This window comes from Acidisoma silvae (assembly GCF_020618775.1).
Classification (GTDB): domain Bacteria; phylum Pseudomonadota; class Alphaproteobacteria; order Acetobacterales; family Acetobacteraceae; genus Acidisoma; species Acidisoma silvae.
In genome coordinates, this window is the sequence record NZ_JAESVB010000013.1 from 23245 (window position 1) to 35526 (window position 12282).

Genomic DNA, 12282 nt, shown 5'->3' on the forward strand with positions numbered 1-12282 from the left:
GAGTAAAACAACTGGCGCCCCCGTATTGCCATCGGTTGTCAGCCTTATTGCCATACGCCCGGCTTGCCTGGTGCCATTTTATGCTGCGTCGCATGCAGTAAGGGCGGCGGCGCGACATTTTCTTGTGCGCGACGAAGACCAGGAGGCTGAAAATTGTAGCTAAGTGCGACCATGCTCTTACGCAGACGTCGGGCAAATATGACAATACACACCTTCAAAACTGGCCTGTCTGGCCAAAGACGCCTGCCTGACGGCCAACAGCTTACCATCCTCCAACTATTAGCAACATTAAGTTGCTGCCAACTGGCAGGACGCGCAGGCTATCAGGTATCAAGATGAAGGCCTGCCCTTTCCCACGTTCGGTAAAACGAGGAGTGCACTTTTGTGAATGGAAGCCAAGACAGGCATGAGGTATCCGGACTGCCCACCACCGCGAGGGACCTGCGGTATGGTCGGAGCGACGGCGCAACGCTGCTCGCTAAAACTTTAAGGAATCAAGCAGTCGACATAGTCTTCATTATGGAAGGGTGTGAGAATGCAGCGGTGCACTTCGCCTTCTCGGGGGTTGGTATCCGACTAATCGCTTTGCCGACTGCAAGCCTGGTCCTCAGCGTTGCCGATAGCTATTCGCGTATCACCGGCCGGCTGGCCTGCGCTCTCATTTACCGCAAACTTGATATTTCCACTGCTCTTTCTGCTATGGTTTTTGCATCGTTAGCTGAGAGTTCAATATTAATTTTGACTGGACGCGCCTTCCTCAATCGGCCCGAAGATGCTGCAACAGGAGATGCCCGACAGACGGATGCAATATCTGCTCTAACGAAATTCAGCGGGGTGGTCGCTACCGTTGATGCCCTGGCGAATATTATCACCCGTGCTTCTCTAGAAGCACTAAAGGATAGGCCGGGTCTAGCTTATCTTGAACTAGAGGCGGGGCTGTTTAATCAAGATGCTAGTGTCGAGCCAGCTTTTTCGGCTGATAAAATAGCAAGCTCTGAAACCCGATTGTACGACGAAGGCGCCGCTCAAACTGTTGCCATGCGTATCATGTCATCGATGCGCCCCTGCATTCTATTCGGCCAAGGACTTTGGAACCCTGAAGCAAGAAAGACCGCCCAGGAGTTTTGCCGCAAACTGAATGTGCCGGGTTATGCGTCCAGATTTGCGGGGGAGATTTTTCCTCCCGATGATCAATATCAAATTTTCTATTCTCTCCATCATGCTCTGACAAGAGCGGACCTTGTCATTGTTCTCGGTGCTCTGCCAAACCTTCTTTCCTCCCGAGGAGACACAACTATACCTGGACCCTCTTTAGTCCAGATCTCTCATGGCAACGAGGTATTCGATCCGGCTGATGATTTCGCCTTGCCACTCTTTGATGAGAGCAGGCTTCTGCGGGCTACTCTGGAAACTCTTGGCTATGCTGAAGACGATGGCGGCGCAGAACGTGAGCCATGGCTAGACGAACTTCACGAGGCTGAGCAACAGACACGAGCAGTTTTGACATCGACTTTTCAAAGTCACGCGCAGTCCATTCACATCAACGATCTTCTCTCTGAGATAACAATCTTTGCTAAGTCTACTACGACCCTCATCTATGATCCCTGCTTGGGACTTGAGCCTGTAGATATCCGCGCTGCACCAGGGCGATTTAACGTAAAACTCGCTCCCGTTCCTGGCATGGGCGTTCCACTTGTGCTAGCGGCGGATCTTGCGAGGCCTGGAACCGAGATCCTTTGCTTGACCAACGCATCGTCTTTCCGCGCATCCGGCTTCGATCTCGAACTTTGCGTTCGTCGGTCCATAGCAGCAATCTTTCTGATCTACGAGTCACCGGTCAGTAATGCCGGTGGCCGACCCGATTTCACCAACGTTGGGAAAGAAAGACCCCCTCACAATGCAATCGCCCGCTTGCCCGTGGTTGAATTCGCTCGCCTTTTGGGTGCTTCTGGCGAAAGAGTGCATGATTCTTCAAATATCCAGGCAGCTCTGCAACGCGCACGCTCCTACGGGAAATGCACGGTGATATATATAAGTGCAACTTCTGTTCAATTGAACACGCCATAAAGCAGGGCCATTCGCAGAAAGTTCTCGCGCTGGGCTCTTTTTGCGTAAGCGTCACGTGACCACCACCTTGCGTGCGGCCTGGCGAAATGGTGACGGTGCCGGTCATGGAAGAGATTCTGATTTCCGGTGATCGAACCGAGCGCACGAACGACGGTCGTAAGAGCACTCTTACGGATGATATCGAATTGCGGGTGCGACGAGAGCGACACCGCCGGTGGCGCCCGGACGAGAAGCTGCGGATTGTGCAAGAGACATTGCATCCTGGGGCGGTGATCGCGGCGGTCGCGCGGCGACATGGAGTTGGGACCGGTCTTCTCTACACTTGGCGCAAGGACATGCTGTCGACGGCGATGGCAGGCTTCGTCCCGGTAGAGGTCAAACGGGATATGTCACCAGAAGCGCCTACGCCAGCTCCTGTGGCGACGCTGCCGGTTCCGGCGAGGCAGAAGGCCGTGTTCGGGCGAATTGAGATTGAGTTTCCAAGCGGCATTCGTGTGCGGGTTGAAGGAGCGGCCGACGAGGTCGTTTTGCGGGGCGTCTTATCAACGCTGAACGGTAGCTGATGCTGCCCGCGGGAGAGGTCCGCATTTACCTGGCCTGTGGCGTCACGGACATGCGGAAAGGGTTCCACTCCCTCGCTGCGCAGGTTCAGACGGTGCTTCAGCATGACCCGTTTAGCGGGGCGATTTTCTTGTTCAGAGGTCGCCGGGGTGATCTCATCAAGTGTCTGTTCTGGGATCGTCAGGGCTTGTGCCTCTATGTGAAAAAACTGGATCGGGGGCGCTTCGTATGGCCGCAGGCCAAGGACGGTGTTGTGTCACTCACCATGGCGCAGTTCTCGATGCTTCTGGAATCGATCGATTGGCGCAACACGGCCTGGACCGCCCGGCCAGAGGTCGTGGTCTGATCGAAAACTTTGGCGGCTAGGTCTATCGAATCTTTGTACCGCGATGCTGGATCTGATAAGCTCGGCCCATGTCGGAGGTCGAAGCTCTTCACGAAGAGATTGCAAAGCTGCGAGGCCAACTGGCAGAGCGCGATGCCAAGCTGGTGGAACTCGCCGCCTCTGAAGCACGGCTGAAGGTGGCGCTGCTCGAGATCGAGCAGATCAAGATGCAATTGGCGGTTCTGCGGCGGCAACGGTACGGCCAATCCTCCGAGCGGCTCGACGGCGAGATCGTGCAGTTGGAGTTGCGCCTCGAGGATCTCGAAGAAACGGTTGGCGAGCAGATCGCGGCCAGCCCGAGGCCGCGGGAGGCAAAGGACCACGAGCGGAAACCCACCGGGCGCAAGCCCCTACCGCCGCACTTGCCGCGGGAGGTGGTGGTGCACGAGCCAGAGATCATCTGCCAGTGCGGCGGCTGTGACCCTGGCCGCCTGACCAAAATCGGTGAAACCACGACCGAGGTGCTGGAAAAGATCCCGGCCCGGCTGAAGGTCATCCGCCACGTTCGGCCAAAATATGCCTGCCGCCGCTGTGAAGCGGTGTTCCAGGCCCCGGCGCCGGAATTGCCCATCGAGAAAGGGCGGCCAGGCCCAGGGTTGTTGGCCCATATCGCCGTCTCGAAATACTGCGACGGCCTGCCTCTCTATCGCCAGGCGGGTATCCTGGCGCGCGAGGGCATCGATATCTCACGCGCCGTGCTGGCCGAGTGGGTTGGGCAAGTCGCCTGGTGGCTGGTCCCCTTGGCGGAGAGGATCGGCCAATACGTCATGGCTCAGTCTGTGATCTGGACCGACGACACACCCATCCGCACGCTGGCGCCAGGCAAGGGCAAGACGAACTTGTCGCGGTTCTGGTGCTATGCCGTGGACCCGCGACCCTATGCGGGGCCGGGGCAGCCCGCCGTGCTGTATCGCTACAGCGCCGACCGCAAGGGAGAGCGACCTCGAACGCATCTTGAGGGCTTCCGCGGCTATCTGCATGCTGATGCCTACTCCGGGTATGAAGCCCTTTATCGGCGAGTCGGCCGTAATGCCCCCCAGGTGCAGCACGTCGCTTGCTTAGCCCACGCCCGCAGGAAATTCTTTGAAGTCTTCGACGCCAGCCAGTCCGCAATCGCCGAGGAAGCCCTGCGACGCATTCAGGATCTTTATGTCGTCGAGGATGACATCCGCGGCCAACCGGCAGCGCACCGCCGATCTGAGCGGCAAGCCTGGGCCAAACCGCTGCTCGACGCCTTCCACGCTTGGGCGATCGCACAACGGCGGCGCCTCTCGAGCAAAGCGCCCCTTGCCAAAGCATTCCAATACGCCTTGAACCGTTGGGATGCCCTGACGCGCTACATCGAAGACGGCAGGCTCAGCATTGATAATAATCTATCCGAGCGACTGCTCCGCGGCATTGCCGTCACAAGAAAGAATTTCCTGTTCCTCGGCTCAGATCGCGGCGGCATCCGTGCCGCCACCATCTACACCATCGTCGAATCCGCAAAATTGAACGGCCTTGATCCCGAGGCCTATATTGCTGCCGTCCTCGATCGGCTTGCTCGCGGTCATCCCATGAACCGCATCGACGAGTTGCTGCCGTGGAACTTCAAATCAGCTCCTGCAGCCCCATCCTGACACGTCGATCAGCGTCAACCGTGCAAGCCACATGACGCTTACCTTTTTGCTGATCTAGAGGAGACGCCTGTTCGTCGCCGCGTTTTCCAATACGGTATGACAGAGACCAAGTCGCTTCCAGGAAGCGCGCCGTTCAAGTTTGCGTATCGTTAATGAGCCGATATCCCGGCTCATTTGTCCGACGTTTGCTATCCACAACGAGAGAGGGGGATTGGACACTCCATAGCAAAAGTGTGGGCTAGCATGCAGCATCCAAAATGAGACTGGTGCGCGCCATGGCCGTTAAGCATGCGCGGGCACCATAGCCTATTGTACGTCGCCGGATGACCGACTACCTCACTTCGATCGGTGCAACAAGTCTCAAGAGCAAAGTCGATGCAGATAATTTTCGTATTCGCTCTATCTCCTCAGTTGGGTGGGTGGCGAGCGCTGCTCATCCACCCAATCTAATCAATCAGATCGACCATTTCCAGTTGACGATGTCGGGCGCATCAATGCCCTCGGCGTACGCATAACGCCGACATTCGAGCTGCTCATTTTTTAGTGTGTCCCGAGTATGGGCGCCACGAAGCTTCAATGAAGGCACCCGATCGATGGCATCCATGGCCAGGGAGAACCGGTCAACTTGGTTCTGGATAGCGAGCTCCATGGGCGTGTTGATGTTACCTTTTTCTTTATAACCCCGGACATGAATATTGTGGTGATTAGTGCGACGGTATGTCAACCGATGGATCAACCACGGATACGCATGGAAATTAAAGATGACCGGCCTATCGGTCGTAAATAGAGCGTCGAAATCTGGGTCGGAAAAGCCGTGCGGATGCTCCGTATCTGGTAGCAGGCGGAACAAGTCCACCACATTCACAAAGCGCACCTTAAGGTCAGGAAAATGCTGGCGCAGGATCTCTGTGGCCGCCAAGGCCTCCATCGTCGCGACGTCGCCACAACCAGCCATAACCAAATCGGGCTCGCTGTCTTGATCACTGCTCGCCCACTGCCAAATCCCAGCACCCTTTGTGCAGTGCCGGACGGCCGACTCCATATCCAAATAGCAAAGATGGGGCTGCTTATCCGACACAATGACGTTGACGTAGTCATGGCTGCGTAGACAGTGATCAGCGACCGAAAGAAGACAGTTCGCGTCCGGCGGGAGATAAATACGAGTTACCTCGGGGCTTTTATTCGCCACGACGTCTAAAAACCCCGGATCTTGATGGGTGAACCCGTTGTGATCCTGGCGCCAAACAGTCGAGGTAATTAGAAGATTAAGCGACGACACATCTGCGCGCCAAGCAAGCTCGCGCGACTTCTCCAACCATTTCGCATGTTGGTTGAACATCGAGTCGATAACGTGAACGAAGGCTTCATACGTTGAGAAAAAACCATGCCGGCCCGTTAGCAGATATCCCTCGAGCCAACCCTCGAGCGTATGTTCGCTGAGCATCTCCATGACACGACCATCCGGCGTGATTTCCGTGCCGTCTGCGTCTTCGGGGAAATATTCGCCCATCCAGACCTTTTTCGTCGCTTCATAAATAGCCGTTAATCGGTTTGAGGCATTTTCGTCCGGACTAAAGACACGGAAATTGTGCACATTATCGCGGGCGATATCGCGCAGAAACTGGCCCAAAATCTCTGTTGGCCCGGCAGAGATCGTGCCTGGCCGCTCAACTTTGACCGCATAGTTTCGGAAATCGGGGATACGCAGCGACTTTCGGAGAAGCCCACCATTAGTATGAGGGTTGAGGCTCATCCGCCGCGTGCCCCCCGGTGGCAACGCTCGGAGCTCCGAATCCAGGCGCCCCTCCTTGTCGAAGAGCTCTTCCGGCTTATAGCTGCGGAGCCAAGCCTCAAGTTGAGCTAGATGTTCTGGCTTCTCATGCACTTCAGCAAGCGGCACTTGATGTGCGCGCCAAAAGCCTTCGACCTTGTGACCGTCGACTTCCTTAGGTCCGGTCCAACCCTTGGGGCTGCGCAGCACGACCATCGGCCAGCGTGGCCGGGTCACCTTCTCCGGGGCGGCGGACCGGGCCTCATTCTGTATGTGGCGTATCACCTGTACGCAATGTTCCAGTGTCGCGGCAACGGCCTGGTGCATAGTCTCCGGATCAGACCCCTCGACGAAGTAGGGCTCATAGCCATAACCACGAAAAAGATGCTCGATCTCGTCATGAGGGATACGTGCAAGAATAGTGGGATTTGCAATCTTGTAACCGTTCAGATGCAGAACCGGCAAGACGGCGCCATCGCGAACGGGATTAAGAAATTTATTCGAGTGCCAGGCCGTGGCCAAAGGGCCCGTCTCGGCTTCGCCATCTCCAACCATCACCGTCACGATCAGCTCTGGGTTGTCGAATGCAGCGCCGTAGGCATGGGATATCGAATAGCCAAGCTCGCCGCCCTCATGGATTGAACCTGGTGTCTCCGGGGTGCAGTGGCTTCCAATGCCGCCCGGGAATGAGAATTGCTTAAAGAGACGCCCTAGCCCCTCGGCACTCTCTTCGATGTCGCTGTATATTTCAGAGTATCCGCCCTCAAGATAGGCGTTAGAGATCAATGCTGGCGCACCATGCCCAGGTCCGGCCAGAAATATGGCGTCGAGGTCATACTTCTTGATGAGGCGATTAAGGTGAATATAGATGAGACTCATACCGGGATCTGAACCCCAATGGCCCAACAACCGGCGCTTGATGTGCTCGGGCTTTAACGGCTCCCGCAGGAGGGGATTATCCCGGAGATAAATCATGCCTGCGGACATGTAGAGCGATGCTTCCCAATAGCGATGCATAAGCCGAAGTTCCGCCGAGCTAAGCGGCTGATCAAGGATCGTTGAACGAGCTGGCCCGTAGGCACTGATCGATTTCGGTCTATCGGAAGTGGAATTCATATCTACCTCGGAGTTTGCCGGCCGGGCACTAATAGGTCCGGCCGCTTGTGCACTCATATCTGATCAGGCGTAAGGTCTACGATCTTAGCCCACAGAGCGGCAGCAATCAAAACTAACAGGGAATAATGCTAACAACCGGTTATGTCTCAATCGCAGAAGTACTTACTGGTTGGAACGGGCCGGCCGTTATACCAATCAAGTGTCTTTTGGATGGGAAAATCGGGACACCTCAATGAGCCTCCGATATGCAAGCTCACGCGGATATGTTTGTTTATGCACACAAAGTCTATGCCAGTTGTCAGATCGGAGGCCCGAATATTGGATCACTCCCATATCGAAGCCCCGCAATCCGGTTTCGTAATTGGATCGTAGCATAAGCAATAGGAGCGGCATGCCAGTCCATCCTAAGTTGAGTCAATCGTCTTGAACGGGAATCTATGGGCGTGCGGCGGCACTACCCCCGATCGCTCATTCGCTAAGCCAGAAGATGCTCCCCGCCGTCGACAGGAATAATCGTACCGGTGATTCGCTGTGCTGCGTCGCTCACCAGGAAGGCCGCCAGATTGCCGACATCCTCTATATCGACGAGATGATGTTCAGGAGCGCGCGCCGCAGCCGCATTCAGCAGATTGTCGAAGTTCTCGATGCCACTTGCGGCCCGGGTGCGAATGGGCCCGGGAGAAATCGTATGCGCTCGGATACCTTTCGGACCGAGTTCTGCCGCCACATAGCGCATGCTGCTTTCAAGAGCGGCCTTCACCGGCCCCATGATATTATAGTTGGCGACGACGCGTCCGGAACCAGAGAACGTCACACCAAGGAGACAACCACCGTTCGGCATCAACGGCTCCGCGAGGTGTGCCATGCGGATGAACGAGTGGCAGGAGATGTTCATCGCGATGTCGAAGCCCAACGCAGAGTAATCGGTCACCCGCCCATGAAGATCATCGGCCGGTGCGAAAGCGATGGCGTGAAGCAAAAAATCGAGTGCACCCCACCCTGCCTGCAACCGGTCGAACACGGCCTCCAATTGGCCCGGCTCGCGTACATCGCAAGGTAGAACGATAGGACAAAGAAGCTGATCAGTCACTTGCCGCACGAAAGACTCCGCCTTGGCGTTCAGATAGGTCGCAGCAAGCGTCGCTCCGACATCCGCGAAGGCGCGCGCACAGCCGGCCGCAATGCTCAGTTCATTGGCAATGACCCACGACCAGGCCGCGCTTCCCCGTAAGATCCACGATGTGTTTCCTTTGATCGGGCATAACGACTATCGCATCTTTGCCATGTGAGGAGCGAGCACCCAGGCATGTATGCGGACGTTTATGGCGTCCGCGATTTCTTGGGGGGTTTCAGGTTTCACGGCGCCCGTCTTCTCAAACGGCTGCGGTATGTATTCATGCAAGTTGCTGAGAAGCTTATCGCCAAATTGATGAAAATCGGCCAGCGCGGGTTCCGAGCGATCATGCCAGGTGATTGAGCGGCGGAAGCGGGCTTGCGTTAGGCTTGGTTTTGGCAGCGCCGGTTATGTCCTCGGCAAGATTGCAGCCGGAGCCAAACTGGGCCTTCACCCCTGAGGATAGGAATTTCACCAGGTCCTGATGTCGCCCGATCGAGTTGCCCAGCAATCTTTGAGTCAAAGCTGCCAGTAGGAGCCTAAGATCACTAAAGGGACTGCCTATCATATTGATCGGACTCCTTTTCGATATGAGCTTCAGAGGAGCTCCAACGCCCGTTAAGATGAACGGGCTGAGAGGCATCACCGCTGAGACTTCGGATAACGTAGCGACGAACCTAACCTGCAGTCTTACCCTTGCTTCCAGCCCGAGCCGGATTGCCGCCATCATCCCACTGAGGCCGCGTGGTTGAGATACGCTGCGACGACAGTTTCCGACGGCAAACCTGCTGCCCTCGGCAGATTGAACCGAGGGCGTTGATGATGGTTCCACTGGACCTATGGCAGTTCGGCATGCGAACAGCACAATTTTTCGCGGGGTGCTTGCACTTTGATGGTGCCGGCGGTGACCCTTGCCCATCTGATCGACGCGACGACCGTCAAAGACAGCGAGCTTCCTCTCTGGCTGCTTCTCTCTTACGATAGGGGTTTTCCCACGGCGACCAAAAAATACTAAATTGGAAAAGAAAAACACACTGTGCCAAATCATTTGTTCCCCAAGTTGGCGGGGGTCAGCGCATCGCCCCAAATGCCATGGATGGTGATCTTGCGGGTCAAGTCGGACTCAGCAAAAACAGGACCCAAAGGTACGTGGGATCGGTGTCTCCGGAGAGCTGAGCGAACAGCTTAACGTCCTTCTGAGCAATCATTCGAACGCTCCGAGCGCTATCTCCGGTTGCGACTGCTCGACGACGTGGTTTCCGTTCACGCGGGTGGTTACAGCGTTAGATCCATGGTCTCCTACTTCAACGCCACAGATGCCGGTCATAGCACCCAAGAATTCATGTACCTTCAAGAGCAAATTGCAGACTATGAGATCAGATCTCTCGAGCGGCACGGCGTAACTCTTGAATATTAAGAAGCTGCAACGCCCGAGGCCCCCGACGCTGAATGAGGCCGCCTGTCTCAAGTTGATGGAGAGCACGACTGATAGCTTCTGTACTCAATCCTAGGTAATCCGCGATATCGTGGCGAAGCATCGGCAGCGTCACTGTGGTGTCGTCTGTTAGGGCGGTCACTTCGCTGCGCCAAAGCCATAGAATGAATCCAGCAACTCTGGCTCGGGCATCATTGTGTATCGCGGTCACAGTATGTCGTTCCGCCTGGCGTAGTTCGTGACACAGTTTGCAAAGAAATACGACATCAAGATCTGGATCACGCCGCACCAGCCGCGCGAGATCTTCAAAGGGCATCTTGTAGGCAGTCAGTGGCGTCAGCGCCTGAGCCGTCGCAACATATTCGCCGTTCTCGCTTAAGCCAAGCAAATCAGAGGGAAAAAGGAAGGACGAAACTCGCCTCTCACCGTCCGGTAGAAGGCAGTATGTCTCTGCAACTCCAGAGATTACGTTATAAACAAAGCGCGACCGACCTCCTTCCGGATAAATCACAGTATGCCGGCGAAACTCCACGACCCGTGAGATCGCGATAAGCGCTGCCTGCTCATCCTCTGTTAGGAGCTGCACGACGCCAGGATCCGTCGACCGCGCAAACGGCTTCGCGAAAATGGAGGGCGGTGGGATTTTCGGCTTCGCGGCAACCGGTTGGCGGATCGTCAAATCATTATCCTTGTCCATGGCTGGGTATTCTCATAGCTCCGCCGCATAAAAGTTATCTACACGTACTCTCCTTGTCATAAATTGATTCAGGTCAGTTTTCTTCATCTCGATCTGTTCTAACCCGAGAAAAGAATAGTGCCTTGACCTATTCGCCTGTTAGCCGGGACGCCGCTATCGATTAAGGCTTCTGGCATTGCCTAGTGTCGCTGGCGGAGTAATGTGGGTTCTCTCGAACATTGCGTGCTGTTTGCCCTTGTACCAGGATGGCGGATGGGGGAGATGATGGATTCACGTTTATGGTGGTCCACCTCGTACCGTCTCCCTTGCTCTCCGTTCTACCCCGCTCGCTCGAACTGATTCGCGTATCAGCCTCGCCCGAGCACGTCACCGTTGAGGCCGTATTGCCCCGAAGCGTAGTGAGTTGCCCAGCCTGCGGCTTACCGTCACGACGCCTTCACAGCCACAATCCGCGCAAACTCCATGATCTGCCTTGGCAAGGGGGCCCGGCGACGATCTGTATTTAGGCGCGGCGGTTCCGCTGCCTAAACACAGCGTGTGCCCGCAAAACGTTTGCCGGACGACGCGGCTCGGTGATCTGCAATGGCAGGTTGCATTGGCTCTCGGTGGCGAAGCCGCCGCGAGCCTTGCAAAGCGGCTTGCCATTCCGGTCAGCCCTGACACGCTGTTGCGCATGGCAGCCAGAGCAGTTGAACCCGAAATGCCGCCGCCAGCTCCCAGGATTCTGGAGGTAAATGATTGGGCCTGGCGGCGCGGCCACCATTACGGTACCGTCCTCGTTGACCTGGAACGCAACGAGGTAATGGACCTGCTTCCAGATCGGCAGGCGGAGACTCTTGCCTCTTGACTGCGCCAGCATCCCGGCATTGAGGTCGTCTCCCGCGATCGTGCTGGTGCCTATACGGACGGAATTCACCAAAGCCCGCCGGAAGCGGTCCAGGTATCAGATCGCTGGCATCTATTGCGCGATCTCGGCGATGCAATCTGTGCCGTTGTCGATTGCCACCACAGCGCGATTCAACGCGCGGCCAAGCAGATCGGTGAACAACCACCCAGATCAGTTGCCGACGCCGGGCCGCTGGAAACAGCTATTGTAAAGATGACGACAGCTCAACGTCGGAGCCGGCACGCCCATGCTCGCCGCCACGAACGCTATGAAGAAGCTGCGCGTCTGCGGGCAGCGGGTGTTTCCATCTCAAGCATCGCCACGTCGATCGGGGCCGAACGCAAGACGATCCGTCGTTGGCTTCGTGTTGGCACGGCACCAGTCTGGACCAAGCCACCACGGGAAACTACCTTGACACCCCAAGAGAGCTATCTAGACGGCCGTTGGGCCGAAAGCTGCCGCAATGCCGCTCTGCTATGGCGCGAGTTAATGACCCGGGTTTTTTCTGGTCGGCCTGGGGTGATTCGTAGATGGGCCGGAACGCACCGCAAAAGCGAACCGCTGAATTGTGCGAAGCCAACCCCCCGTAGCCGGGAAGATTTCGCCTGGACGCCATGCGGCTAATAGAGCT

Annotated in this window: 9 protein-coding genes; 6 read left to right on the forward strand and 3 right to left on the reverse strand. The window is 56.3% G+C overall.

The features are described from left to right. The first annotated feature begins 384 nt into the window (after positions 1 to 384). From ASILVAE211_RS19550 to tnpC, 4 genes are all read left to right on the forward strand, one after another. The gene (locus ASILVAE211_RS19550; protein WP_227323044.1) at positions 385 to 2067 is read left to right on the forward strand and encodes a thiamine pyrophosphate-binding protein; all 1683 of its coding nucleotides are present in this window, start codon (positions 385 to 387) and stop codon (positions 2065 to 2067) included. A 104-nt stretch (positions 2068 to 2171) separates the two neighbouring features. Continuing rightward, a complete protein-coding gene (gene tnpA, locus ASILVAE211_RS26500) occupies positions 2172 to 2630 on the forward strand; it encodes an IS66-like element accessory protein TnpA (protein WP_406566082.1) in 459 nt (152 codons plus the stop codon). Then, positions 2630 to 2974, forward strand: a complete 345-nt coding sequence (gene tnpB, locus ASILVAE211_RS19560) for an IS66 family insertion sequence element accessory protein TnpB (RefSeq protein ID WP_227323045.1) — start codon at positions 2630 to 2632, stop codon at positions 2972 to 2974. Before tnpA ends, tnpB begins: the two co-directional genes overlap by 1 nt. Before the next feature lie 68 nt (positions 2975 to 3042). Then, entirely contained in the window at positions 3043 to 4632 is a 1590-nt protein-coding gene (tnpC, locus tag ASILVAE211_RS19565) for an IS66 family transposase (RefSeq protein WP_227323046.1), read from the forward strand. Positions 4633 to 5086: 454 nt separating this feature from the next. On the opposite strand, the gene ASILVAE211_RS19570 is transcribed toward tnpC, so the two are convergent. The 3 genes from ASILVAE211_RS19570 to ASILVAE211_RS19580 all read right to left on the reverse strand — a co-directional run bounded on the left by ASILVAE211_RS19570 (position 5087) and on the right by ASILVAE211_RS19580 (position 10765). Next, complete coding sequence (locus ASILVAE211_RS19570) at positions 5087 to 7519, reverse strand: phosphoketolase family protein (protein WP_227323047.1); 2433 nt, start codon at positions 7517 to 7519, stop codon at positions 5087 to 5089. A 475-nt stretch (positions 7520 to 7994) separates the two neighbouring features. Continuing rightward, positions 7995 to 8774: an enoyl-ACP reductase FabI gene (gene fabI / locus ASILVAE211_RS19575; protein WP_456304498.1), complete on the reverse strand. Its 780-nt coding sequence runs from the start codon at positions 8772 to 8774 to the stop codon at positions 7995 to 7997. Positions 8775 to 10009: 1235 nt separating this feature from the next. Continuing rightward, positions 10010 to 10765: a Crp/Fnr family transcriptional regulator gene (locus tag ASILVAE211_RS19580; RefSeq protein ID WP_227323048.1), complete on the reverse strand. Its 756-nt coding sequence runs from the start codon at positions 10763 to 10765 to the stop codon at positions 10010 to 10012. 472 nt (positions 10766 to 11237) lie between these two features. Between ASILVAE211_RS19580 and ASILVAE211_RS19585 the strand changes: the two genes are divergently transcribed. Both ASILVAE211_RS19585 and ASILVAE211_RS26505 read left to right on the forward strand, forming a co-directional pair. Then, on the forward strand, positions 11238 to 11612 hold the full coding sequence (locus ASILVAE211_RS19585; protein WP_227323049.1) for a hypothetical protein: 375 nt from the start codon (positions 11238 to 11240) through the stop codon (positions 11610 to 11612). An 18-nt stretch (positions 11613 to 11630) separates the two neighbouring features. After that, positions 11631 to 12275 carry a hypothetical protein gene (locus tag ASILVAE211_RS26505; RefSeq protein ID WP_227323119.1) on the forward strand — a complete coding sequence of 215 codons (645 nt, stop codon included), beginning with the start codon at positions 11631 to 11633 and terminating at the stop codon, positions 12273 to 12275. The last annotated feature ends 7 nt before the right edge of the window (positions 12276 to 12282 follow it).

Excerpts from the sequence above, each read along its gene's own strand:
- ASILVAE211_RS19570 (WP_227323047.1), bottom strand. The coding sequence starts at position 7,519 with ATGAATTCCACTTCCGATAGACCGAAATCGATCAGTGCCTACGGGCCA.
- tnpC (WP_227323046.1), top strand. The coding sequence starts at position 3,043 with ATGTCGGAGGTCGAAGCTCTTCACGAAGAGATTGCAAAGCTGCGAGGC.
- ASILVAE211_RS19580 (WP_227323048.1), bottom strand. The coding sequence starts at position 10,765 with ATGGACAAGGATAATGATTTGACGATCCGCCAACCGGTTGCCGCGAAG.
- tnpA (WP_406566082.1), top strand. The coding sequence starts at position 2,172 with ATGGAAGAGATTCTGATTTCCGGTGATCGAACCGAGCGCACGAACGAC.
- tnpB (WP_227323045.1), top strand. The coding sequence starts at position 2,630 with ATGCTGCCCGCGGGAGAGGTCCGCATTTACCTGGCCTGTGGCGTCACG.